At 38.1% G+C, this 24,730-nt stretch carries 18 protein-coding genes and 1 pseudogene; 9 read left to right on the plus strand and 10 right to left on the minus strand.

The features are described from left to right. Positions 1-2: 2 nt before the first annotated feature. Entirely contained in the window at positions 3-950 is a 948-nt protein-coding gene (locus tag C9I86_RS01390; RefSeq protein ID WP_107275396.1) for an FAD:protein FMN transferase, read from the plus strand. Positions 951-970: 20 nt separating this feature from the next. Here the strand turns inward: C9I86_RS01390 and C9I86_RS20240 are convergent. Beyond that, positions 971-1,219: pseudogene (locus tag C9I86_RS20240) on the minus strand (IS1595 family transposase); the annotation flags it as partial. Between the two features lie 182 nt (positions 1,220-1,401). After that, positions 1,402-2,616 (minus strand): aromatic amino acid transport family protein, encoded by a 1,215-nt coding sequence (locus tag C9I86_RS01395; RefSeq protein WP_107275397.1) that lies wholly within the window; start codon positions 2,614-2,616, stop codon positions 1,402-1,404. 423 nt (positions 2,617-3,039) lie between these two features. Between C9I86_RS01395 and C9I86_RS01400 the strand changes: the two genes are divergently transcribed. From C9I86_RS01400 to adiA, 4 genes are all read left to right on the plus strand, one after another. Next, positions 3,040-4,257, plus strand: coding sequence for a CinA family nicotinamide mononucleotide deamidase-related protein (locus tag C9I86_RS01400; protein WP_107275398.1), 1,218 nt, complete (start codon positions 3,040-3,042; stop codon positions 4,255-4,257). Positions 4,258-4,465: 208 nt separating this feature from the next. Continuing rightward, positions 4,466-5,308 carry an META domain-containing protein gene (locus tag C9I86_RS01405; RefSeq protein ID WP_107275399.1) on the plus strand — a complete coding sequence of 281 codons (843 nt, stop codon included), beginning with the start codon at positions 4,466-4,468 and terminating at the stop codon, positions 5,306-5,308. Positions 5,309-5,610: 302 nt separating this feature from the next. Further along, positions 5,611-6,933, plus strand: a complete 1,323-nt coding sequence (gene potE / locus C9I86_RS01410) for a putrescine-ornithine antiporter (RefSeq protein ID WP_080156742.1) — start codon at positions 5,611-5,613, stop codon at positions 6,931-6,933. Between the two features lie 54 nt (positions 6,934-6,987). Beyond that, positions 6,988-9,279, plus strand: a complete 2,292-nt coding sequence (adiA, locus tag C9I86_RS01415) for an arginine decarboxylase (RefSeq protein ID WP_107275400.1) — start codon at positions 6,988-6,990, stop codon at positions 9,277-9,279. A 72-nt stretch (positions 9,280-9,351) separates the two neighbouring features. Here the strand turns inward: adiA and yfaE are convergent, their stop codons facing one another. The 5 genes from yfaE to C9I86_RS20125 form a co-directional block, all read right to left on the minus strand. Further along, the gene (gene yfaE / locus C9I86_RS01420) at positions 9,352-9,648 is read right to left on the minus strand and encodes a class I ribonucleotide reductase maintenance protein YfaE (protein ID WP_080156740.1); all 297 of its coding nucleotides are present in this window, start codon (positions 9,646-9,648) and stop codon (positions 9,352-9,354) included. Continuing rightward, on the minus strand, positions 9,645-10,778 hold the full coding sequence (gene nrdB, locus C9I86_RS01425) for a class Ia ribonucleoside-diphosphate reductase subunit beta (RefSeq protein WP_080156739.1): 1,134 nt from the start codon (positions 10,776-10,778) through the stop codon (positions 9,645-9,647). The genes yfaE and nrdB overlap by 4 nt, the downstream gene beginning before the upstream one ends. 44 nt (positions 10,779-10,822) lie before the next feature. Beyond that, positions 10,823-13,090, minus strand: coding sequence for a class 1a ribonucleoside-diphosphate reductase subunit alpha (nrdA, locus tag C9I86_RS01430; protein WP_080156738.1), 2,268 nt, complete (start codon positions 13,088-13,090; stop codon positions 10,823-10,825). 511 nt (positions 13,091-13,601) lie between these two features. Then, the gene (ubiG, locus tag C9I86_RS01435; protein ID WP_080156737.1) at positions 13,602-14,312 is read right to left on the minus strand and encodes a bifunctional 2-polyprenyl-6-hydroxyphenol methylase/3-demethylubiquinol 3-O-methyltransferase UbiG; all 711 of its coding nucleotides are present in this window, start codon (positions 14,310-14,312) and stop codon (positions 13,602-13,604) included. 161 nt (positions 14,313-14,473) lie between these two features. Next, a complete protein-coding gene (locus tag C9I86_RS20125) occupies positions 14,474-14,617 on the minus strand; it encodes a hypothetical protein (RefSeq protein WP_199190728.1) in 144 nt (47 codons plus the stop codon). A gap of 489 nt (positions 14,618-15,106) precedes the next feature. Here C9I86_RS20125 and gyrA point away from each other — a divergent pair, with 489 nt between their 5' ends. The 4 genes from gyrA (at position 15,107) to C9I86_RS01455 (ending at position 22,147) form a co-directional block, all read left to right on the plus strand. Further along, entirely contained in the window at positions 15,107-17,773 is a 2,667-nt protein-coding gene (gene gyrA, locus C9I86_RS01440) for a DNA topoisomerase (ATP-hydrolyzing) subunit A (protein ID WP_080156736.1), read from the plus strand. Positions 17,774-18,040: 267 nt separating this feature from the next. After that, complete coding sequence (serC, locus tag C9I86_RS01445; RefSeq protein ID WP_107275401.1) at positions 18,041-19,123, plus strand: 3-phosphoserine/phosphohydroxythreonine transaminase; 1,083 nt, start codon at positions 18,041-18,043, stop codon at positions 19,121-19,123. A gap of 160 nt (positions 19,124-19,283) precedes the next feature. After that, complete coding sequence (locus C9I86_RS01450) at positions 19,284-21,290, plus strand: EAL domain-containing protein (RefSeq protein WP_107275402.1); 2,007 nt, start codon at positions 19,284-19,286, stop codon at positions 21,288-21,290. A 131-nt stretch (positions 21,291-21,421) separates the two neighbouring features. After that, positions 21,422-22,147, plus strand: coding sequence for a sulfite exporter TauE/SafE family protein (locus C9I86_RS01455; RefSeq protein ID WP_080156733.1), 726 nt, complete (start codon positions 21,422-21,424; stop codon positions 22,145-22,147). A 58-nt stretch (positions 22,148-22,205) separates the two neighbouring features. On the opposite strand, the gene C9I86_RS01460 is transcribed toward C9I86_RS01455, so the two are convergent. Genes C9I86_RS01460 through C9I86_RS01470 form a run of 3 tightly spaced genes read right to left on the minus strand, consistent with a single transcriptional unit; the run spans position 22,206 to position 24,636 of the window. Further along, the gene (locus tag C9I86_RS01460) at positions 22,206-22,730 is read right to left on the minus strand and encodes a lipocalin family protein (protein ID WP_107275403.1); all 525 of its coding nucleotides are present in this window, start codon (positions 22,728-22,730) and stop codon (positions 22,206-22,208) included. A gap of 18 nt (positions 22,731-22,748) precedes the next feature. Further along, positions 22,749-23,996, minus strand: a complete 1,248-nt coding sequence (locus C9I86_RS01465; RefSeq protein ID WP_080156731.1) for a HAMP domain-containing sensor histidine kinase — start codon at positions 23,994-23,996, stop codon at positions 22,749-22,751. Next, a complete protein-coding gene (locus tag C9I86_RS01470) occupies positions 23,965-24,636 on the minus strand; it encodes a response regulator transcription factor (RefSeq protein ID WP_080156730.1) in 672 nt (223 codons plus the stop codon). The genes C9I86_RS01465 and C9I86_RS01470 overlap by 32 nt, the downstream gene beginning before the upstream one ends. Positions 24,637-24,730 lie beyond the last annotated feature (94 nt).

Genomic DNA, 24,730 nt, shown 5'->3' on the forward strand with positions numbered 1-24,730 from the left:
TAATGCACTGTTATAAAACGCGTTTTCCTATGATGGGAACCTTTATTGATCTTGTGGTTCATAATGAACGTGGTGAAGGGTTGATCAAAGAATGTTATCTGCAACTTCAAGAGTTTACTCAACGTTTTACAGTTAATCAGGCGCAATCTGAACTTATGCGCGTCAACAACCACGCAGGCATTCGACCTGTCCGTGTAAAGCCGGATCTTTATGCGCTGATTAAGAAATCAAAATCGATCAGTGTCGATCCTCTAAATCCGTTTAATGTGGCGATTGGACCACTGGTAAAAGCATGGCATATTGGTTTTAAAGATGCCAAGTTTCCCACTGATGCGGAGCTTGCGGAAAAATTACAACTTGTTGATCCATCGAAAATTATCCTAGATGATGACTATCAGTCGGTATACCTTTCTCAAGCTGGTATGCAGATAGATTTAGGTGCTATCGCCAAGGGGTATTTTGCTGATCGGATAAAAGATTTTCTTACTGCTAACGGGGTCGAGCACGGCTTTATTAATCTTGGTGGTAATGTACTGACCATTGGTTATTCGCCTGAGAATATCTCTCAAACATGGAATGTTGGTATTCAAAACCCGCTGGCTACTTCGCGTGGTGATATCTGTCGAGTTGTACCTTTACGAGATTACTCAATGGTAACATCTGGCATTAATGAACGATATTTTGAATACAATGGTCAGCGATACCATCACCTTCTTGATGGACAAACAGGGAGGCCTATCTCAAGCAATATCGCGAGTGTGACGATTATTTCAAAGCTGTCTGTTGATGGTGAAATATGGAGTACCGCAGGCTTTTTACCCTCTATAGATGATGCTCTCTTTTACCTTAATCATCAGGCTGATATTGAAGCTGTATTGATCTCAAATCAAGGTAAAGTATTTATAACGAATGGACTCACTGATAATGGTCGCGTTGTTAAATATAAATAATGTTTAGTCTTACTTGATTATCATTGTGACTCAGTCAATGTTAATAACTTCTTTGGTATCGGTGGTGATTGTGTACCGCATTTAATCAGTGAATTGAATATATCGTTAACTTGGCGCCGATAATTAAATCTTAAACAGAACTGGTCAAGGTGAAGAGGAATATGTTGTTCTCTAATCACGTGATATGTCTCTTTTATCGAGCTTTTAACAGCCATTGTATCTACTCAATGAAATGTAGCTTCATATAGATGGAGCGTTTTCCCATTTCTTACGTAGATTAAATAAACGTTATTTATATCATTTTTTCGCTCGTATAAATTTGCAGATAGACAGGCCTTCCTGAAATTAGATTATATTTTTAAATATGACGTTGCTCCTATACTTCAATATATTAAAGTATAGGAGCCTATCTGACGATTACTGTTAAAATAGTAATAATCAAGTAATATAATTAACCAACAGCTGGTATTACTCCAACCATTTGCAATAACTGAGCGGTAATAATAATAATACCGATAATGGTTATTATCCCCAAAGAAAATGAACCACCTTTAACAATATAGCCTGATACAGTATTTGTTGCATGTTGTGCTTTTCGTTGTGCACGAACCATCGCTACAGGTAAAAAGATAGCCAAAATCACAAGGGAAATAGCAGCATAACCTAATGCCATAATAAACCCTTGAGGGTAGAACACAGCAAAAGCTAGTGGAGGCAAAAATGTGATTAAAGCGGTTTGCCCACGGCCTGAAAGATGATTACCACGATTAAGTGTGTCAGCTAAAAAATCAAACAAACCTAAACTTACACCAAGAAAAGATGTTGCTAGAGCAAGGTCTGCAAAGATAGAAACTGATTGTCCCACCATTGGATTATGAAGTAATTCACTTAAGCTACCAATAAATGCACCAAGCGTACTATTCGCCATTAATTGTGGTTGCCCCATAATGCCTTGGCTGGCTAACTGCCATAAGATATATACGGTGAGTGGCAATGCAGATCCAAAGATCATGATTTTCTTCAATGCTTTGATATCAATGCCAATGTAACGAACAATTGAAGGAATGCTACCGTGAAAGCCAAAAGAAGTGAAAATAACAGGCAAGGCTGACAGAATTAATCCTTTCTCTACTGGCATCTCAACCAGATGCTGTCCTTGAACGTAGGGCAGTAATAACCCCAACATGACTGCAAGAGCAATGACTTTTGCTGTAAATAGAACACGGTTAACCATATCAACACTGTGTGTTCCGATTGATACTACACTGGCAATCGCAACCGTGAAAATAACGGCACCAATTTGAGGAGCAATTGTCGTGCCTGACCAGCTTGATAATTTTTCACTTAATTGGCTACCACCACCAGCAATGTAAGCGGCACATAATGCGTAGAATAAGAAAAACATTGCTAATGTTGCGATGGTTTGCCCTTTACGACCCAATAATTCGTAAGCGAGCGTATTTAAAGTTGCAGAAGGATCTGCATGTTGATGGACTTCTAGCATTAATAATGCGGTGTAGGTCATTAATGCCCAAATACCCACCATAATCATAGTGGCGGTGGTAAATCCTAACCCAGCAGATGCCAGAGGAAGGGCTAACATACCTGCACCTATCGTGGTGCCTGCAATAATCAGCATACTGCCGAATGTTTTATTTAAAGACATGATTATGTCGCTCCCTGAAGGATAAAAATTTAACTTGGGAGGGGGTATAAATACACCTGTGGTCGCTCCCTATATATAAAGCAGGCCACAATGGCATAATCGAGATGAAGTGTTATAAAATGTTTACACCTAGATTTAGCCACTGTGGCTATCGATAGGCTGTATTAGGATGGGTAATTCGCACGTTTACTCTCTCTAAGCTGAATATAATCGTAAATTAACGGTAATTTGCTGCTAAGTGCTACATTAACGATAGAGATTATGACTGTCAACTTATCTTTATTGTGTCAATATTTGTTTACACTTAGTTTGGTGATGTGAAAAATAAATCAATAATAATGATGATGCATAATATTCTGTCCATGGCGTGATGTTCAGCATAAACTGTAATTAATTCATAATCTTTTATAGGACATAATAACCATGCTCAGTGTAGTGATGATCAGTACAGGTGAAGAAGTATTGTATGGCGATATTACCGATACTAATGCGGCATGGTTATCGGCACAGTTTTTTGAACAAGGCTTTGCGATGACACGCCGAGTTACTGTGGGTGATAACTATGAAGCATTAGCCAAAGAAATAGAAATGTGCAGCCTTAGTGCTGATATTGTGATTGTGAATGGTGGTTTAGGGCCAACATCAGATGATCTTACAGCAGCGTCTGCGGCAATGGCTGCCAATGTTGGTTTGGAACAATCAAATGCTTGGGTGGCTGAAATGACAGCCAAATATCAACAAGTAGGACGTGTTATGCCTGCTGCTAATCTTAAACAAGCGATGTTACCTGAAGGTGCTGAGCTAATTGATAATCCTGTTGGTACTGCATGTGGGTTTATGATGCAGTTAAATCGTGCATGGTTATTTTTCACTCCGGGTGTACCGAGTGAATTTAAGATTATGGTGAGTGAACAAATTTTGCCGCGTTTGAAAACTATGTTTACTGTGTCAGATAGTAAAGTTTGTCATCGTCTGTACACTTATGGCTTATCTGAATCGGGTATTAGTGATTTGTTTCAAGCGTTAACGTTGCCTGAAACATGCAGCTTAGGTTATCGCTCATCATTGCCTTTTATCGAAATAAAATTATTTGCACCACAAAATGACACTCAGGTGCCGATATTGTTGGCACAAATGGCTGAACTGCTGGGTGATAATGTTGTAGCTGAAGGCGAGGGTTTACTGAACGCCATTGCTGACTTATTAGCTGATGATGCAACGTTAGCATTATCAGAACAAAGCTCAGGTGGATTTGCAATTAATTGGCTTCAAGATGTACCTTCATTGAGTGCTCGATTAGCGGTGAGTGAAGTGATGGCTGATGATATTGACGATAATGCGTGTGCTGCTGAATTCTCAACATTGATAGCATTACGAGGTCAACGATTACATTTGCATGCACCTGCAACATATACATTAACAACAGGACCATCATCAACGGAAGGTGGGTTTATGTTAGGCCTTACAACGCCTGATGGTTGTTGGTGTCAGCAGCTAATATTTAAGCGTCAATATAGTAATTATAATCGACGTTGGATCATCTCAACGGTTATGTTTGATATGTTGCGCCGCTATTTACAAGGCAAAGAAATATTTGGGTGTTATGAGTCACTAGATCGTGTTGCAAGTGAGCATCTATAGCATGGTTATTTTATAATTACTGCGACTATGTATGCTTTTTTGTTATTTTGAATGCTGTATTATTGCAAAGATAAGTGCTAACATTCAATCAACTTAGTGGCTAATCATCGCTTGTACAATTAAAAATAAGCTTATATTGATGATGAGTCACTCAAAAATAAGCAACGTAATTTCTTCAAATAAGCATATGTAAATTTAAGGAAAAATAATGGCTTTCAAACTAAAAAAAGTAGTATTAGCAACATCAGTAATATTATCAGCACTGATGCTTCAAGCATGTAATGATAATGAAGCAACGGTAAAGGCCCCTCAGCAACCTACAGCTGTTGTTAAAGCAGAAAAAGCCGATATGAAACCATTAGAAGTCAGTGTTATCTATTTAGATCGCCGTATGTTACCACCAGGTGCGGTGCTGAATGTTGCTCTTGAAGATGTGTCTCTTGCAGATGCACCATCAGTAACATTGAGTACTGAATCAATGGATATTGCAGGTGCGCCACCTTATCCCGTTACGTTAAATTATGACGCAAATAAAATACAAGCGAATCACCGTTATAATGTACGTGCCACAGTAAAAGTTGATGATAAATTAATCATGACTTCAACGTCGGCTATGGATCCGTTTGCAACTGATGCAAAACAACCATTAGAAGTTAAATTAGATCGTGTAGCTCCCTCACAGAATGCTGCTCCGCAAGCTAATCAACCAACACTTGCTGGTCCACAATGGCAACTAGTGACATTATCTGGTCAAACAGTACAGCCTGGTGCTGGTGGTAATAATGCCTTTATTCAGTTTGATGCTACAACAAATAGCGTTAGTGGTTTTTCTGGCTGTAATAATTTCCATGGTGCATTAGAAGCACAAACAGCAACAACGCTAACAGTAGGTCAAGCTGCGTCAACGCGTAAAATGTGTATGGAAGGAATGGAGTTAGAGCAAGCATTCTTAGCTGCGTTACCTGAATTTGCTAGCTACAGCATTAATAATAATATATTAAGTATTAAAAATAATAACGCTGATATTATTGCGACATTTAAAATAAAATAAAAGCTTAATAAAAATATACTATGGCGTATAAAGGAAATTTACCTTTATACGCTTTTTTTTTGTGGGTATTAATTGTTGATTATTAAACAATTAACAAATTAACCTAGTTCAAAAAATTCAAATGCGCAAAAAAAATATCATTTAATTATATATTTGTCAAAATATAAGAATATATCATTAACAAAAAAACCTACCTTGATTTTTTAAATTATACTTATTTCGATATAACACAGTGATGGGTAATTCCATTTTAATAATATGGTTTTAAATATAATTAATTAAGCTATAAGGTAGTTTACACTATGAGTTCAAATAGTAACAAAATGGGACTAATGGGATTAACGACCATAGTTACCGTTAATATGATGGGATCGGGGATAATATTATTGCCCTCCAGTTTAGCTGCCACAGGAGGGATCGCACTACTTGCTTGGGTTGTTACAGCCATTGGAGCTTTAGCCATTGCCTATGCATTTGCTAAATGTGGTATGTATTGTACTGACGATGGCGGTATGTCTGCTTATGCTGAAAAAGCGCATGGTAAATCCAGTTTTTTTATTGCCTCTTATACTTACTATGTGTGTCTTGTTATTAGTGCTGTCGCTATTGCAGTGTCGTGTGTTGGTTACTTGGAATACTTTATTCCGTGGTTAAAAGAAACTCCGATTCATACTTTTGTCGGTGTGATTTCCATTTTAATTATTACTATGTTTGCCAATGTGAAAGGCGCTAAGATCACTGGGCAAATATCTACAATTACAGTGTGGGGTATTATCATTCCGGTACTGGGATTATCAATTATTGGTTGGTTTTGGTTTGATGCAAAAGTTTTCGAAGAAGCTTGGAACCCGCATGATATCTCGGTTGGTAGTGCGATCTATTCAGGTATGGCACTGACGTTGTGGGCTTTTTTAGGTATTGAATCCGCAGGTGCTAACTCAGGTACAGTAGAAAACCCCAAACGTAATGTTCCTCTTGCATGTATGTTGGCCACGGTGTTTTCAGCGGCGACTTATATTGCTTCTACAACAGTTATTCAAGGCATTATTCCTAATGAGATTTTAGCAAAATCGGACTCTCCTTTTGGACTTGTTTTTGCTCAAATGTTTAGTCCATTGGTTGGTGAAATTATTACGGCTATGGCGATTATGGCTTGTGTAGGATCGCTACTAGGTTGGCAATTTACTAATGCTCAAGTATCGAAAGTTGCCGCAGATATGCGTTTATTCCCTAAAATCTTTGGTGATGTAAATAAGTATGACGCACCATTTAAAGGCATGATGATTATGCTAGCCTTTGAATTGTTACTTGCCGTTATGACTATTTCACCAACACTATTAAAGCAATTTAACGTATTAGTGAATTTAGCCGTATTTATAAATATGGTGCCTTATGTATTAGCATTAACAGCGCTCGGAATAATTATGAGACAAAGTAATGTTGATCAAAAAGAATATAAGAACGGTATTATTATTGGGTCGGTAGCAGTGCTCTATAGTATATATGGTGCTTATTCTACTGGTGAGGAAGCGGTATTTTATGGCGCTATCATCACTTTAATTGGTTATTTCTTCTATGGGTTTATTGCTAGTCGAGAAGCGTTAAATAATAAAGTGTCATCGTGAATTTTATAGTATTAACGAAATTTTAATTATTATTCTGATATTAAAGGATTGTATATGTTGAATTATGGTAAGCATATGAGAGTGCTAATTTTTGATAACTCTCAAGCTACAGGTGTGGTTGCAAATGCTATCGATCGATTAGTTGAACAATTTGAAGATGAATCGATTATTGTTGCCAAAGCATCTACTTACGATGATTGTTATTCGATGCTAAACGTTAATATGGCCATTGATTGCTTTATGTTGACATCGAGCATGACGGGGCAGCAACAAGAAGAGAATGATATGTTCTTTTCTTTGATTGAAAAATTAAACCAACGCCAACAAGGAGTCCCTGTTTTCTTACTCGCGGAACGTAAGAAAATGACCTTAACCGTCGATCGTCACTTGATGTCATTAGTGAGTGAGTTTGCATGGATTTTAGAAGATACCTCTGATTTTATGGCAGGTAGAGCAATTGCTGCCATGAAACGTTATCGTGATCAGTTATTACCGCCACTTGCTAATGCAATGATGAAGTATGACAGTATTCATGAGTATTCATGGGCAGCACCTGGACACCAAGGTGGGGTAGGTTTTCTAAAAACACCAGAAGGGCAACGATTCTATAATTATTATGGTGAAGGGCTTTTCCGTTCAGATATGGGGATTGAGCGAGGTTCATTGGGCTCATTGCTTGATCATACTGGTGCCTTTGGTGAAAGTGAGGATTATGCGGCAAAAGTGTTTGGTGCTGATAAATCTTATTCATTAGTAACGGGTACTTCAGGGGCTAATCGTACTATCATGCAAATTTGTATGAGAGAAAATACATTAGCAATTTGTGATAGAAATTGTCATAAATCGATTGAGCAGGGATTAATGTTAACTGGTGCATTGCCTGTTTATATGGTGCCAACACGCAATCGTTACGGCATTATTGGTCCAATTTACCCTGATCAAATGTCGCCAGAAGGGCTAAAGAAATCAGCAGAAAGTAGTGAATTAACAAAAGCTCAAGCCGGTGGAAAGGCAACATATGCTGTTGTTACAAATTGTACTTATGATGGTTTATGTTACAACGCAAAGCGCGCACAAGATATTTTAAGTGAGAGTAGTAACCGTATTCACTTTGATGAAGCATGGTATGGCTATGCACGTTTCAACCCTATTTATACCGATCATTTTGCTATGCGAGGTGAGCCTCAAGAAATGCCAGACGACGGGCCAACGGTTTTTGCCACTCATTCAACCCATAAATTATTAAATGCGCTTTCTCAAGCATCATGGATTCATGTACGCTATGGTAAAGATCATATTAATTTTGAACGCTTTAATCAGTCATACATGATGCATGCAACTACATCGCCACTATATGCTATTAGTGTTTCAAATGATATTGCAGTGTCACAAATGGCGGGTAACCGTGGTGAATCATTAACCAATGAAGTTATCAAAGAAGCGGTAGATTATCGTCAGGCAATGGGACGTTTACACCGTGAGTTTGTCGCTGATGGTGATTGGTTCTTTAAACCATGGAATGCAGAATCTATTATTGATCCTGATACTGGGATTGAATATGGTTTTGAGGATGCTCCTGCAGAATTATTAGCAACAACACAAGATTTTTGGATCATGAAACCGGGCGATAAGTGGCATGGTTTTGACGATATTCCTAAAGATTGGTGCATGCTCGATCCGATTAAGGTCAGTATCTTAGCGCCAGGAATGGGGGATGATGGCAAGTTACTTGATACTGGTGTTCCCGCCGCGTTAGTGACCCAATATTTAACCCGTTTTGGTATTGTGCCAACCCGTACCACGGATTTTCAAGTGATGTTCTTATTCTCAATGGGGATAACCAAAGGTAAGTGGGCGACTTTAGTTAATACCTTGCTGAGTTTTAAAACCCATTATGACAACAATACCCCATTAAAATCAGTGTTACCTGATTTGGCTGCGAGTCATCCGAAAGTGTATGGTGATTTAGGGCTGAAAGATTTGGGTGACAAAATGTTTACTTATTTAAAAACCCATACCCCATCAGAAATGTTGAATGCGGCTTATTCGACGTTACCCAAAGCGGATATTACTCCTCGTGCTGCATTTGAAGCTATTGTGGATGATAATGTAGAAATGGTGCCATCCAATAAACTGCAAGGGCGTATTGCTGCAAATGCTGTTATTCCGTATCCACCGGGTATTCCAATGCTAATGTCTGGTGAGAACTTTGGTGATGCCAATAGCCCTCAAATCGGTTATTTGCACAGTTTAGAAATTTGGGATAAAGAATTCCCAGGCTTTGAACATGAAACGGAAGGGACTGAAGTTGAAGATGGTGTTTATCATGTAATGTGTGTGAAGTAGTTAGTTACACCACTTACAAACAATAAAAAATAGCTCTTTATTGTTTATCTTGATCTAAATAATCAGATAACGTTAAAGGGCTATTTTAGTTTTAAAAGGTTGTTGAGTATTTAATTGGTAATCAAAATTAATTTCAATATTTTGTTGTGGTATTGAACAACAACTTAAAACTTCATTTGGGCCAACAAAAGCCAATGTTTCTGGTTGAGTTACTGTGCCTGAAACGAGTTTGCAACGACAAGCGCCACACATGCCATTGCGACATTGATATTCAGGTTTAATACCGGCTTTTTCTAACTGGGTTAATAAAGGTTCGTGGCGATTACCACAAACCTTAATACCGTTAACCGTAATGGTTAGTTGACTCACAACTCAAAGTCACCAAGATCATCAGCGCTAATATCATTGTCGATTTGACCAACAAGATAGGAGCTGATTTCGGCTTCTTGAGGTGCAACTTGTACGTTATCTGACGATAACCAAGAGTTGATCCATGGAATTGGATTTTGGTTGGCACCATCATAAGCAGAGCGTAAACCAACTGCAGCCATACGTAGATTTGTGATGTACTCTACGTATTGACACAAAATCTCTTTGTTTAGGCCAATCATAGAGCCATCTTTGAACAGGTATTCAGCCCACTCTTTTTCTTGCTCAGCTGCGGCTTTAAAGATGCTAAAACATTCTTCTTCACATTCTGCTGCAATGATTGCCATTTGTGGATCGTCATGGCCATTACGCAACAAGTTCAACATATGTTGAGTACCTGTTAGGTGTAATGCTTCATCACGTGCAATTAGCTTTATAATTTTTGCATTGCCTTCCATCACTTCACGTTCAGCAAAAGCAAATGAACATGCAAAGCTGACATAGAAACGGATCGCTTCTAATGCATTGACTGACATTAGGCACAAGTACAGTTTCTTTTTGATTTCATGTAAATCAACAGTGAAAGCAATACCATCGGCAGAATGCTGACCTTCACCGTAACGATGATAGTCATTGGTTGCTGTGATTAAATCATCATAGTATTTAGAAATGTCACCAGCACGCTTAATGATGTGTTCGTTACGAACAATATCATCAAAAATAATCGACGGATTATTCACAATGTTACGAATAATATGTGTGTAAGAGCGTGAGTGGATCGTTTCTGAAAACGACCATGTTTCAATCCATGTTTCTAATTCTGGCAGTGAAACGATTGGCAATAATGCGACGTTTGGGCTACGTCCTTGAATAGAATCAAGTAATGTTTGGTATTTTAAATTACTGATGAAAATATGTTTTTCATGATCGGGTAAATTATTGTAATCAATGCGATCACCCGATACATCAACTTCCTCTGGACGCCAAAAGAAAGATAACTGTTTTTCGATAAGTTTTTCAAAAATTTCAAATTTTTGCTGGTCATAACGCGCAACATTAACAGATTGCCCAAAGAACATTGGTTCTTTAAGTTGATCGTTGCTTGTTTGACAAAAAGTACTGTAGGCCATGATATCCTCAAATCAAAGGGGAGCCATCGGCTCCCTTTTAATATTTAAATTTTACAACTTGTACAATCATCATCACTTAGATCGCTTTGGCTGTCTGCTGCGCCATCGCGAGTGTTATGGTAGTACAGTGTCTTAACACCTAATTTATAAGCATTTAGCAGATCTTTTAATAGCAGTTTCATTGGAACTCTGCCGCCAGGTTGCTTACTTGGGTCATAGTTCGTATTTGCTGAAATAGCCTGATCAATAAACTTCTGCATAATGCCAACAAGTTGTAGGTAGCCATCGTTGCTGCCAATGTTCCAAAGTAACTCATAGTTGTCTTTGTATTTAGCAAACTCAGGAACAACTTGCTTGAGGATACCATCTTTCGATGCTTTAACGGAAACGTATCCACGTGGCGGCTCAATACCATTAGTCGCATTTGAAATCTGCGATGATGTTTCTGATGGCATAAGTGCAGAAAGGGTTGAGTTACGCAGACCATGAGTTTTGATCTCTTCGCGTAATGTTTCCCAATCATAATGTAAGTCGGCACTGCAAATATTATCGATTTCTTTTTTATAAGTATCGATAGGTAAAATACCCTGGGCATAGGTCGTTTCGTTAAATAACGGACATGGACCTTGCTCTTTGGCTAAATTTACCGATGCTTTCAATAAGTAATATTGAATCGCTTCAAAAGCTTCATGGGTTAGATTATTCGCACTACCATCAGAGTAACGTACGCCATGTTTAGCGAGGTAGTAAGCGAAGTTAATTACACCAACACCTAAAGTACGGCGATTCATGGTCGAACGGCGTGCTGCTGGTAATGGGTAGTCTTGATAATCTAATAGTGCATCAAGTGCACGAACCGTCAGCTCTGCAAGTTCTTCTAAGTCATCTAAGCTATCAATCGCACCTAAGTTAAATGCAGATAATGTGCATAATGCGATCTCACCATTTTCGTCTTCAACATTCTTTAATGGCTTGGTTGGTAATGCAATCTCAAGGCATAAGTTTGATTGACGAATTGGCGCTATTGCAGGATCAAATGGACTGTGCGTATTACAGTGGTCAACGTTCTGAATATAGATGCGACCTGTTGAAGCACGCTCTTGCATCAATAATGAAAACAATTCGATTGCTTTGATCGATTGTTTTTTGATGCTGTCGTCTTGCTCATACAAGTTATATAGGCGTTCAAATTCAACTTGGTCTGCAAAAAACGCATCGTATAGCCCAGGAACATCAGAAGGAGAGAATAATGAAATATTCTGGCCTTTGATCAAACGGGTATACATTAGACGGTTGATTTGTACACCGTAGTCCATATGACGAACACGGTTTTCTTCAACACCACGGTTATTCTTTAACACTAATAGTGATTCAACTTCACGGTGCCAAATAGGGTAGAACAATGTTGCTGCACCACCACGAACACCACCTTGAGAACAGCATTTAACTGCTGTTTGGAAGTATTTGTAGAAAGGGATACAACCAGTGTGGAATGCTTCACCACCACGGATTTCAGATCCTAGTGCACGAATTCGACCTGCATTAATCCCAATCCCTGCCCGTTGTGATACATAGCGTACAATAGAGCTTGCTGTTGCGTTAATTGAATCAAGGCTATCATCACATTCGATCAATACACATGAGCTAAATTGACGTGTAGGTGTACGTACACCAGACATAATCGGTGTAGGTAATGAAATTTTGAATGTTGATGAAGCATCATAAAAACGCTTAATGTAATCAAGACGCGTTTCTTTTGGATATTTATTAAATAATGCAGCTGCAATTAATAAATACAGGAATTGTGCACTTTCAAAAATTTCACCAGATACTCGGTTTTGAACGAGGTATTTACCTTCAAGTTGTTTAACCGCAGCATAAGAAAAATTCATGTCGCGCCAGTGATCGATAAACGTATCCATCACTGCAAATTCTTCTTCGGTGTAATCGTCAAGTAGATGACTATCGTACTTACCTTTTTCAACCAAGTTTTTTACATGGTTAAATAATGTTGGTGGCTCAAATTGACCATAGGCTTTTTTACGAAGGTGGAAAATTGCCAATCGAGCAGCAAGGTATTGGTAGTCTGGCGTTTCTTCTGAGATCAGATCTGCCGCAGCTTTAATGATAGTTTCGTGAATATCATCAGTACGAATACCGTCATAAAACTGGATGTGTGACTTGAGTTCGACTTGGGATACCGAGACATTTTCTAGGCCTTCTGCAGCCCAGTCTATAACACGGTGGATCTTGTCGAGATCTATAAGTTCTTTACGGCCGTTGCGCTTGGTAACTGTTAGTTGTTGAGTCATTTGTTATTATTTTCCCAGTTTTCCTTGCAGATGATATTTTTTTGCAATTTATCTATTAGATTAGCAAAGAATGTGATCTTTATTTTAAATATTGTTATTCGGCAAAAACACTACATGTTGGGGTGTTGAGCGAAAGTGCTTACAAGATAGTGGTGAATGCGTGGTTTTGCAAGATGGTATTTTTTGAGCAGCTGTGGATAACATGGGGATTTCAATAAAAAAGTTAGTACCAACTCACTGATGCAGCGAATAGCATCAAATAGATAGTAAAAATCAATGCTTTTTCAGTTATTTTTTTAGATAAATAAAATTTATTTTTATTGCTTTTTTAGAACGAATTTGAGTCAGTGAAATGGTGAATTTTTAGCTAAATAAGATATTAATAACCCTTGATCTTACTGGTTTTTTTTGGTCACTAGAATAATAAAGGCTTGGTGTTTGTTAGTAGAATGTAGCTAAAGGAGAAAAACTGATCTCCTTTAATATTGATAGTGACATTAGTCGGGATTAATTACATTGGTTTAATTGTATGGACGATATAATTCACATCAACGTTATTACCTAGACTATAGATGTTAGTCAGAGGATTGTAGTGAAGTCCAATAATATGACGATCTTGTAATGGTGTTTTATCTACCATAGCGATGAGTTCTGATGGGCGAATAAACTTTTGATGATCATGGGTGCCTTTCGGTACTAGTTTCATGACATGTTCAGCACCAACAATTGCAAATAAATATGATTTAATATTACGGTTTAATGTAGAAAAGAACACATGCCCGCCAGGTTTGACCATTTTTGCACATGAAGCAATGACCGATGCGGGATCCGGAACATGTTCAAGCATTTCCATACAGGTAACGACATCGTAAGCTTGGTGATGATGCTCAGCATGCTCTTCTGCCGTACATTGAACATAGTCAAGTTTGGCACCTGTTTCTAAAGCATGTAACTTAGCGACCATTAATGGTTCTTTACCCATATCAAGTCCAGTTACATGGGCGCCTTCAATCGCCATGCTTTCAGCTAAAATGCCACCACCACAACCCACATCGAGGACTTTTTTGCCAAATAAACCATTAGCATGGTCAATGATATAATTTAAACGTAAAGGGTTAATTTGGTGAAGCGGTTTAAATTCACCTTCAAGATCCCACCAACGCGAAGCTATTTGTTCAAACTTTTCGATTTCTGCAAGGTCAACATTACGTGATTTGGTCATTTTAGTGGTGCCATTTTCCTTAATTGATAACAGCTATTATGCGAAATAAACGAGTCGATGCAAAGAATAACTGTAGTAAACACAAATAGAAAAATCTGATGACCATCATCGTTAGGATGCGGCTCGCCAAGCACAGTAGTATTACTTGGCGATATCACAAATTACTCATTAAAACTGCTAATTGTTGCAGGAATGAGTTCAGGTGAGAAAATACCGCCAAATAGGGTGGTAATCGCAAGTATGAGCATTAGAATGTATTTACCAATAATGATTGATAGACCAATCACATTAATTGCTGTATCCATGACTTTATCCTCAGTGACTCTATGCGAATGTGGCATAGAATGTTCAATTGAATGATATTGTTATTTGTAACATCAACATCTTTACTAGTATTAAAATATATTCGTGGTACTTATGTTTTATCATCGACAATAGTGTGCGCAATATTAATGATGAATAAATGGTCAAATGTCGCATTTTTGATTTTATTTTGTTAATTTTAAGCTGTTCCATATATAAAGCGGTGTTACATCTTGTTTTTACAAATGGTTACATACTCTGTAGGTTAAAAAGAGTAGTTTAAGATAGTTGGTATAATGAACAATAAATAAACAGTGATGTGTGATTAATCCTCAGATGTGACGATGTTTGTTTCTGTTTTCTATAAATTCCGCTAAATTACTCATAACATAAGTCGTGAAAGGTGTGCCTATTAGGGCTGAAATATGCTATATTATTGCACCTTGCACGTATAAAAATACGACAGAAATTACCTGAGGGATATTGGCTCCATGAGCGATCTTGCAAAAGAGATCACGCCCATAAATATTGAAGAGGAGCTGAAAAGCTCTTATCTCGACTATGCGATGTCAGTTATCGTTGGTCGTGCTCTTCCTGATGTGCGTGATGGCCTTAAGCCTGTGCACCGCCGCGTTTTATTCGCGATGAATGTGCTAGGCAATGACTGGAATAAAGCATATAAGAAATCTGCCCGTGTGGTAGGTGATGTTATCGGTAAGTATCACCCACACGGTGATAGTGCTGTATACGATACTATTGTACGTATGGCGCAACCGTTCTCACTTCGCTACATGCTCGTAGATGGTCAAGGTAACTTCGGTTCAATCGATGGCGACTCTGCCGCTGCGATGCGTTATACCGAAGTCCGTATGTCTAAAATTGCCCATGAATTATTGGCTGATTTAGACAAAGAAACGGTTGATTACGTTCCTAACTATGATGGAACCGAGCAAATACCAGCTGTTTTACCAACAAAGATCCCTAACTTATTAGTGAACGGTTCTTCTGGTATTGCGGTAGGTATGGCAACGAATATACCACCCCATAATCTTGGCGAAGTGATTGACGGTTGTTTAGCGTATATCAATGATGAGAGCATCACTATTGATCAGCTAATGGAATATATTCCAGGCCCTGACTTCCCAACTGCTGCGATGATCAATGGCCGTAAAGGTATTGTTGATGCTTACCATACTGGTCGCGGTAAAGTTTACATGCGCGCCAAAGCTGAAATCGAAACTGAAAAGAATGGTCGTGAAACCATTATTGTTCATGAGATTCCTTATCAAGTTAACAAAGCGCGTTTGATTGAAAAAATTGCTGAGCTTGTTAAAGATAAAAAAGTTGAAGGCATTAGCGCATTACGTGATGAGTCTGATAAAGACGGCATGCGTATTGTTATCGAATGTAAGCGTGATGCGGTTGGTGAAGTTGTTCTGAACAATCTTTATGCTCAAACGCAATTGCAAACAACATTTGGTATCAACATGGTTGCGCTTGATAATGGCCAACCAAAGATCTTTAACCTTAAAGAAATGATTAAGTGCTTCGTTAATCACCGCCGTGAAGTGGTGACGCGTCGTACTATTTTTGAATTGCGTAAAGCGCGTGATCGTGCTCATATTCTTGAAGGTTTAGCGCTTGCTCTTGCAAACATCGACGAAATTATTGAATTAGTTCGTAATGCAAATACACCAGCAGAAGCTAAAGCAGCACTTGTTGCTCGTGGCTGGCAGTTAGGTAATGTTGCAGCGATGCTTGAGCGTGCAGGTACTGATGCTGCGCGTCCAGATTGGCTAGAAGAGCAATTTGGTATTCGTGATAATCTATACCACTTAACTGAGCAACAAGCACAAGCTATTCTTGACCTTCGCTTACATAAGCTAACGGGTCTTGAGCACGGCAAAATTCTTGAAGAATATAAGCAACTTCTTGAAGAAATCGCTGAGCTTATGTTTATTCTATCAAGCTCTGAGCGTTTGATGGAAGTGATCCGTGAAGAATTAGAGCTAGTGAAAGAACAGTTTAACGATGAACGTCGTACTGAAATCACAGCGGCAAGCAATGATATTGATTTAGAAGATCTGATCACTAAAGAAGATGTTGTTGTTACGCTTTCTCACGAAGGTTATGTTAAGTATCAAATTCTAAGCGATTACGAAGCACAGCGTCGTGGTGGTAAAGGTAAAGCAGCAACGCGCATGAAGGAAGAAGACTTCATTGAACGTTTGTTGGTAGCTAACACCCATGACACGATTCTATGTTTCTCAAGCCGCGGTCGTATGTACTGGCTGAAGGTATACCAATTACCATTAGCGAGCCGTACTGCTCGTGGTAAGCCAATTGTGAATATTTTACCACTAGAAGAAGATGAGCGTATTACTGCGATTCTTCCTGTGCGTGAATACACAGAAGACAAGTTTGTCTTTATGGCAACCGCTGATGGTACGGTGAAGAAAACGCCATTAACCGACTTTAGTCGTCCTCGTAGTGCCGGTATTATTGCCGTAAACCTACGCGAAGGCGATTCATTGATTGGTGTTGATGTTACTGATGGTGACTGCGATATCATGCTGTTCTCAGCATACGGTAAAGTAGTGCGTTTCTACGAAAGCCCAGTGATTGATGCTGAAGGCAATGCGAAAGGTGGTGTTCGCGGCATGGGTCGTACTGCGGCTGGTGTGCGTGGTATCAAACTTGCAGAAGGCGATAAAGTTGTTTCGCTAATTGTGCCACACAACGAAGGCGATATTCTTACAGTAACTGAAAATGGTTATGGTAAGCGTACTGGCCTTGCTGAGTACCCGGCGAAGAGCCGTGCCACTCAAGGTGTAGTTTCAATTAAAGTCTCTGAGCGTAACGGTAGCGTTGTTGGTGCTGTTCAAGCTGAAGACGGCGACGAATTTATGATGATCACCAATGGTGGTACATTAGTTCGAACTCGTGTTGCTGAAGTTAGCCGTGTAGGTCGTAATACTCAAGGTGTTACACTTATTCGTACTGCTGAAGACGAAAAAGTTGTTGGCTTACAGCGTATTGATGAGCCAGCAGAAGTTGAATTAATTGAAGATGCTGAATTAGTTGATGGTGAGACTGTTGAAAATACAGAACTACCAGCAACAGATGCAGAATCAGGTGATTCAACCGAGCAAGAGTAAGCCCTATAGTGCTTTATTCTGAATAAGACGCAGCCAAATGGCTGCGTTTTTTTTTGCCCACATATTTATAAACAACGAATCGCTAATTAACACTTTAAAGTTGCGCAATAAAGGTGTAAAAATAAATAAATGATATCTGTCACAATGTTGAGATTTATCTTTACTGTCTGTTTTGTAATGCTAAAAGTAGTACCGATTGTGATGCTATTAGCTTTATGAAGCAGTTAATTTTTATTTTGTCACTCGAGCAGGAGCAAGTACAACATTATGGATAAGGTTTATAACTTTTGTGCCGGTCCGGCAATGATTCCCGCAGATGTTATGGCGCAAGCCCAGCAAGAATTAATTAACTGGCAGGGTTTAGGCACTTCCGTTATGGAAATCAGCCACCGTAGTAAAGAGTTTCTTGCGGTTGCCGCTCAATCAGAACAAGATTTACGTGATTTACTGAATATTCCTGCTAATTACCATGTCTTATTTTGTCATGGTGGCGCTCGTGGTCAATTTGCGGCTGTGCCTCTTAATTTATTAGGTGAAGCAACCACCGCAGATTATATGGATGGTGGTTTTTGGGCTCACAGTGCTGTTGAAGAAGCAGCAAAATATTGTCAGCCTAATAATGTTGATATCACCTGTATAAAAGAGGGCAAAAAAGCCATTTTACCTGCAACAGAATGGTCACTTTCTGATGATGCTGCGTTTGTGCATTTTTGTCCAAATGAAACTATCGATGGCATAGAAATTCGTGATTTACCGATAACGAACAAGCCGATTGTCGCTGATATGTCATCCACTATTTTATCTCGCCAAATTGACGTCTCTAAATATGGTGTTATTTATGCTGGTGCCCAAAAGAACATTGGTCCTGCAGGATTAACCATTGTTATTGTGCGTGATGATTTATTAGGCAAAGCTAAATCAATTTTACCGAGTATTTTAGATTATACGGTATTGGTTGATAAAGAATCGATGTTTAATACTCCACCGACGTTCGCATGGTATTTAGCGGGTGAGGTATTTAAATGGCTTAAAAGTGTAGGTGGTGTGGCTGCAATGGAACAACGTAATCTTGCGAAAGCAAAATTATTGTATGATTTTATTGATCACTCTCATTTCTACATTAATAATATTCATGCGGATAACCGCTCAATCATGAATGTACCATTTCAATTGAAAAACTCGAATCTTGATGAGGCATTTTTAGCTCAAGCCGATGCCGCTGGCTTAAAAGCATTGAAAGGCCACCGTGTTGTCGGTGGTATGCGTGCTTCAATTTATAATGCGATGCCTTTAGAGGGCGTACAAGCATTGGTTAATTTTATGCAGAAGTTTGAAAAAAATAATGCGTAAACGCTAAACGCTAAACGCTATTGCTAGGTAGAATACACACATTATGTGTGTATTTTTTTAGCTTTATTTTAGAACAGTAATAACTCGTTACACTCTTTTTGCTTGAGCATTTACTATTGCTCTATATAATCCAGACCCCTTCTATTGTGACTGTGAATATATGAGCAAAAGATCAATATTAAAATCATATTACAACGATTATATCCGTGATATTTCTATTGTTTTTTTATTGTTACTGCCTTTAATTATTTGTAATGCAATTACATTATTTGTTGGTTATGCGTTAAAGTGGGTTGAGCTAAGTGAATTAGCTAATCATTTTTTTTATTTTTCTAATTTATTAATTGGTATCTACCCGATAGCACTATGCTTAATCACTAGTTATTATCTGGCCACCAAACATGGCGTTAATGCTATGGTTGTTGTGCCATATTCACTATTACTATTAATTGCAGTCTCCGTTCCCAATGGCTTAGTCTCTGATCATAACGGGTTGCCTAATAACCCACTTGTGGCACTGCTTTCAGCTATTATTTCTGCATCATGCTGTATTTCCTTTCGTCTTTTTCCGCTCGATCCTTCTCGATTAGATTTTGTTAGTACGCTGTATAAGCATGTATTACATTTTTTTTGTTTTCTTTTATTAACCGTAGGGTTAGAAGAATTAACTAAGATTGTGATCTCGTTTAGTCAAAATATACATAATTATATTGCTCCAAATCCATTGACGTTTTATGGCGGCTTAGCCTATCAATTTATTTTGGGTTTATTAGGTGCAATTGGTATTAATGGACATAATTTTCTTTTTAGAACAAAGCAGCAATTATTTGAAGTTACTCAACAAAATATTGCTGATTGGCAAGCAGGAGAAGCCCCTTTAAATGTGCTAGGGCAGGGGTTTTATGATGCTTTCTTATCGATGGGCGGCTCTGGAAATATGATCAGTCTGCTGTTTTGTATTTTATTATTTTCAAAAGAAAGACGACATATCACATTAGCACTATCAGCATTGCCGTTGGTTATTTTTAATATCAATGAATTATTACTGTTTGGTTTGCCGATTATTTTTAATCCAATATTAATTGTCCCTTTTGTTTGCGTGCCTTTGGTAAGTTTTGTGGTGGTATATGGTGCGATATCATCTGGATTAGTACACCCAGTGACAACCATTGTGGAATGGATGACACCTCCTTTTCTTAGTGGTTATGTCGCCACTCAGCACAGTGTCTCTGGCGTGATATTACAGGTAATTGTGGTTGTTATTGGGATTATTATTTACCGCCCATTTTATCTGCATTATGCAGGGAAAAGTCGTTCTAATAATACCTCGATAAGTCAGCAATATGAGCTTGGACGTAGTACGCTTAAATCATTTTTGGGTGATGTGAATCAAGCCATGGCGAGTTATGTGAGTAAGCATGATATTAGCCGCCGTGTTAGTCGTATGTTGAGTCATGGTGAGTTTGTGATGTTTTATCAACCTCAAATTAATTTAAATGATGATAAAGGATTATCGTTTGAGTCACTGATTCGTTATAAAGATGTCGATGGTAAAATATTACCACCATTATTTATTCAAGATTTTCAACAAATCGGAGCGATGAAGCAACTGGATAAAATGGTTATTGATTTAGTGCTAAAAGACATGCAAAAAATGCCTCTTGATAATGGCTGCAAAATTGCGGTTAATATTTCTACTGAAACAATGTCAGATAAACATATTATTGCCTATCTTGTGGAACGCTTAAGTTTTTATTCTATTTCACCGTTGAATTTAGAAATAGAAATAACAGAAGAAGCCATACTTGAAGATGACAAACAGGTATCAGAAAATATTGAGGTATTGCAAGGATTAGGAATAACGGTTGCCATTGATGATTTTGGTTCGGGTTATGCGTCTTTCCCTCATTTATTGAAGTTTAACTTTGATAAAGTAAAGTTAGATCGCGCTTTATTGGGCAATATCGAACACGATCGTGAAAAAAACTTATATCAGCTGCTGGCTAAAATAAGTGAAGTGACAGGTTGTATATTAGTTGCTGAAGGGGTTGAAAACGAAGCAGAAAAACAGTTTGTGCAGCAGTGTGGTATTCATATCTGCCAAGGATTCTATTTTGCTAAACCGATGGCATTTAATGATGCTTTAACATGGTTTAAAAATGTTTAGCTCAGTCACTTAAGCAAAACTTGATAAGAGTGCTTATCAATCTAAGCTTGCATTTGTTAAGTGTTAATTGTTCTTTATGGGTAAAAATAAAGTGTAGGATCTAAAAGGGAATTTCCCCTTATAAGAATGTTATGGATCCTGTTATTTTTATTACTTGCTTGCTGGTTTTTATTGGCGGGTGTTTCATTCAGAGTACGATTGGTTTTGGTATGGGGGTCCTTGTTGGTCCTTTTATTCTTCTGCTTGAACCACGATTAATGCCGTGCGCGATCATTTTTATTGGCATGTTTATGTCCGCAATTGTGTGGTATCAATATCGTCACGCTTTATCGCTTCGTTTTTTGGTTTTTGCTTTTTTAGGGCGTTTGCCCGGTATCTTTATTGCCGCTTATGTATTAATGGTGATCTCTACTGATCAATTGGAAATTATGCTGGGTGTAACGGTATTAGGGGCGGTTATATTGAGCTTTGCAAAGTTACGTTTAGCTCCCACACCTCGTAATTTATTTATTGGTGGTTTTATTTCAGGGATCACTGGCACTACTACAGGTATCGGTGGACCCGTTATTGCTTTACTAATGCAAAATGAAGAACCTGAAAAAATTCGAGCAAACTTAGCTGCATTTTTTTGTTTGACGAATATTGTATCACTGACTGCGCTACATTTCTCTGGCCGTTTTTCGATGGCTGATTTCAATACGATTGTCTGGTTGTTACCCGCACCTATTATAGCGAGCTTGCTTGCTTATCGTGTGCGTAATAAAGTTAAAAAACAAGTAATGCAATATGGAGTGTTAGGACTTTGCTCGTTATCTGCGGTTGTTGCATTATCACAAGGCTTTCATCTTTTTAATTAGGCATTAGCACAGTAATGCCTAATGTATTGATGAATATTAGTCGTTACTGATTTCTCTGTTATTGCTGTGGGTAAATGAGCTTCTCAATCTCAAATCCTGCAAGTTTAGCGCGATTAAGATAACGTTCGAGTATCACAGGATCGAGTTTTTTGCTTCGTGATAATATCCATAGATAGTCGTAATTATAGCTACTGACTAATGCGGCTGAATAATCATCTTCAAGTGCAAAGATAATATAGCTGCCATAAAAAGGGCCAAAGAAAGATACTTTAAGATGGCCAAGATTTGGTTGGTCAACAAATTTAGCTTTGCCTTGTGCCTGTTGCCATTGTTGATCACTACGATTAAAGCCTTTATTGATCACTTTAATTGTATTATTAGCCTCTAAGCTGTAAGTGGCGGTAACACGGTCCAAATCACGTTCAAAACTATGGTCTAATCGTGCTATTTCATACCATTGTCCTAAATAACGATTAATATCAAAATTAGTTACGGGTTGAACATTATTGGGTTTACCTGTTGTACAGCCTGCCGTTATGCTTAATAAGATAACGCCACAAAACCATTTTATATAAGTAAGCATCCCTTCCTCCTTATTTGATTATTTTGAAGCTAAAAAAACCACTTCAGCAGTAAATGTTACCTCATTATCTGTCACTGTAAATGCCCATTGCATACGTTCACAAATTCTCTGCACTATCACTAATCCACAGCCATAGCCCTGATTATAAATTTCATTACCATCATGGCGGTTGATAATAGTAAGGCGATCATGGGCTAGTTTTATTTCTATATCGCCAATGCTATAGCTAAAGGCATTTTTTATCAGATTATTAATAATGATAGTGATGAAACTTGACGGCGCACTAATTGTGGCTGAGTGATTGATCTCAAGATAGTAGCTGGCATCCTGTTTGGCAAATAAGGGTTCCATTATCAATAATTGTTGGCGGAGTTCATGTGCTAAATCACAGTGACTAAAATGATGGCTTTCAATCGATTCTTTACCTAATAATAAGAAGGTTTCAGTGAGTATCCGCATATCAGCACTGGCTTGATATAATCTATTGATGGCTTTTTTTGCGACATTAGGTTGATTGGGAACTTTATTGAGTAAATCTGTCGAACCTTGAATGATCATTATCGGGGTTCTTAGCTCATGGGATGCAAAACGGCTAAATTCTTTTTCACGTCGAAAAAAACCAGCAATGTTATTTTTACTATCAAGTAATGCTTGTTCAATCTTTCGCGTTTCACGAAATTGAGTTTCAACTTCAAAATTGGGTTGGTCAGGGGGCATTTGACGAATTTTTTGATCTATTTTTGCTAATGGTTGCGATAGTGAGCGTATAAAATAAAAACTATAGCTTCCCATGACGAATGATAATAATAAGCCAAATATAAACGTGAAATAATGCAGGTTATCTTCATAATCATCAAGGTAATCATCGGCATCATCTTGATAGACAACGTACATTAGCCCACGACCTGAAGGATGATCAAACACTAAAAAATGTTTATCTTCAGTACCTCGTAAATGTTCAAAAAACCCGGGTTGGTTATATCTTTTTAGCCAATCAGGTAACGAACGTTCACTCCAATAGCTCTTAAATTCACTATTGTTTGGCAGCGGTGCATCATCACCCATTGTTTTATAGTCGATAACATATTGGCTTGATTCTTTATCTAGCCAATGATGAAGACTGATCACTTCTAGTTGGTTTTCTGCGACATAAATAACAGCCCAGAATAAAATAAACATGCCAAAAGTCATTAACCCAAAACTTAAACTGACTTTTCGATAAATACTAGGAAAACTAGGCAGTTTTGATGCGGTAACCTTGTCCATGAATCGTCTCTAATCGTGAAGTAGTGAAGTTTTTATCAATGGCATTGCGTAAGCCATAAATATGGCTGCGCAGGGCATCGCTAGAGGGGGACTCTTCGCCCCAGACCGCGTCAATGACTTGCTGACGAGTCACAATATTAGGAGCGTGATGCAATAAAACTTTAAGAATTTTAAATTGAATGCGGCTAAGTTTAATCGTTTTCCCATCACGACTGACTTCATCACTGCGGTTATTCATCACCAGATCGGCATATTTTAATAATCCAATATCTTGACGAGGCCCACGGTTAGCTAAGGCACGAAGTCGTAGGCACAGTTCTTCCATTGCAAAAGGTTTTAATAAATAATCATCACCACCAGCTTTAAAAGCGGCAACTTTATCGTCTAGGGTATCTTTGGCGGTTAAAAAGAGAATAGGAGTGCCACAATATAGATCGTTACGAATTTTTTGAACGGCAGCAATACCATCTATTTTAGGCATCATAATATCCATGATGATGACGTCATAATGGTTATTTTCAATAAAAGTTAACGCGGCTTGACCATGATAAGCGCAATCTGCCGTCATCCCTTCTAGCTCTAAGTAATCGGCAATCGTTTCAACAATTTGATGGTTATCATCAACAATAAGAATTTTCATCTTTTTAGTTAGACTCTTCACGAATATTTCACGTTTGGCGCTTTAGTATACTTACCAATAAAACAATATTCATAATTTATTAATAAAAAGGTCT

The sequence above is a fragment of the Photobacterium sp. NCIMB 13483 genome, from assembly GCF_003025475.1.
Classification (GTDB): Bacteria; Pseudomonadota; Gammaproteobacteria; order Enterobacterales; family Vibrionaceae; genus Photobacterium; species Photobacterium piscicola.

What these genes read in the sequence shown, in the direction of transcription:
- C9I86_RS01390 (WP_107275396.1), top strand. Translation starts at nt 3, where the DNA reads ATGCACTGTTATAAAACGCGTTTTCCTATGATGGGAACCTTTATTGAT.
- C9I86_RS01395 (WP_107275397.1), bottom strand. Translation starts at nt 2,616, where the DNA reads ATGTCTTTAAATAAAACATTCGGCAGTATGCTGATTATTGCAGGCACC.
- C9I86_RS01400 (WP_107275398.1), top strand. Translation starts at nt 3,040, where the DNA reads ATGCTCAGTGTAGTGATGATCAGTACAGGTGAAGAAGTATTGTATGGC.
- C9I86_RS01405 (WP_107275399.1), top strand. Translation starts at nt 4,466, where the DNA reads ATGGCTTTCAAACTAAAAAAAGTAGTATTAGCAACATCAGTAATATTA.
- potE (WP_080156742.1), top strand. Translation starts at nt 5,611, where the DNA reads ATGAGTTCAAATAGTAACAAAATGGGACTAATGGGATTAACGACCATA.
- adiA (WP_107275400.1), top strand. Translation starts at nt 6,988, where the DNA reads ATGTTGAATTATGGTAAGCATATGAGAGTGCTAATTTTTGATAACTCT.
- nrdB (WP_080156739.1), bottom strand. Translation starts at nt 10,778, where the DNA reads ATGGCCTACAGTACTTTTTGTCAAACAAGCAACGATCAACTTAAAGAA.
- nrdA (WP_080156738.1), bottom strand. Translation starts at nt 13,090, where the DNA reads ATGACTCAACAACTAACAGTTACCAAGCGCAACGGCCGTAAAGAACTT.
- ubiG (WP_080156737.1), bottom strand. Translation starts at nt 14,312, where the DNA reads ATGACCAAATCACGTAATGTTGACCTTGCAGAAATCGAAAAGTTTGAA.
- C9I86_RS20125 (WP_199190728.1), bottom strand. Translation starts at nt 14,617, where the DNA reads ATGGATACAGCAATTAATGTGATTGGTCTATCAATCATTATTGGTAAA.
- gyrA (WP_080156736.1), top strand. Translation starts at nt 15,107, where the DNA reads ATGAGCGATCTTGCAAAAGAGATCACGCCCATAAATATTGAAGAGGAG.
- serC (WP_107275401.1), top strand. Translation starts at nt 18,041, where the DNA reads ATGGATAAGGTTTATAACTTTTGTGCCGGTCCGGCAATGATTCCCGCA.
- C9I86_RS01450 (WP_107275402.1), top strand. Translation starts at nt 19,284, where the DNA reads ATGAGCAAAAGATCAATATTAAAATCATATTACAACGATTATATCCGT.
- C9I86_RS01455 (WP_080156733.1), top strand. Translation starts at nt 21,422, where the DNA reads ATGGATCCTGTTATTTTTATTACTTGCTTGCTGGTTTTTATTGGCGGG.
- C9I86_RS01460 (WP_107275403.1), bottom strand. Translation starts at nt 22,730, where the DNA reads ATGCTTACTTATATAAAATGGTTTTGTGGCGTTATCTTATTAAGCATA.
- C9I86_RS01465 (WP_080156731.1), bottom strand. Translation starts at nt 23,996, where the DNA reads ATGGACAAGGTTACCGCATCAAAACTGCCTAGTTTTCCTAGTATTTAT.
- C9I86_RS01470 (WP_080156730.1), bottom strand. Translation starts at nt 24,636, where the DNA reads ATGAAAATTCTTATTGTTGATGATAACCATCAAATTGTTGAAACGATT.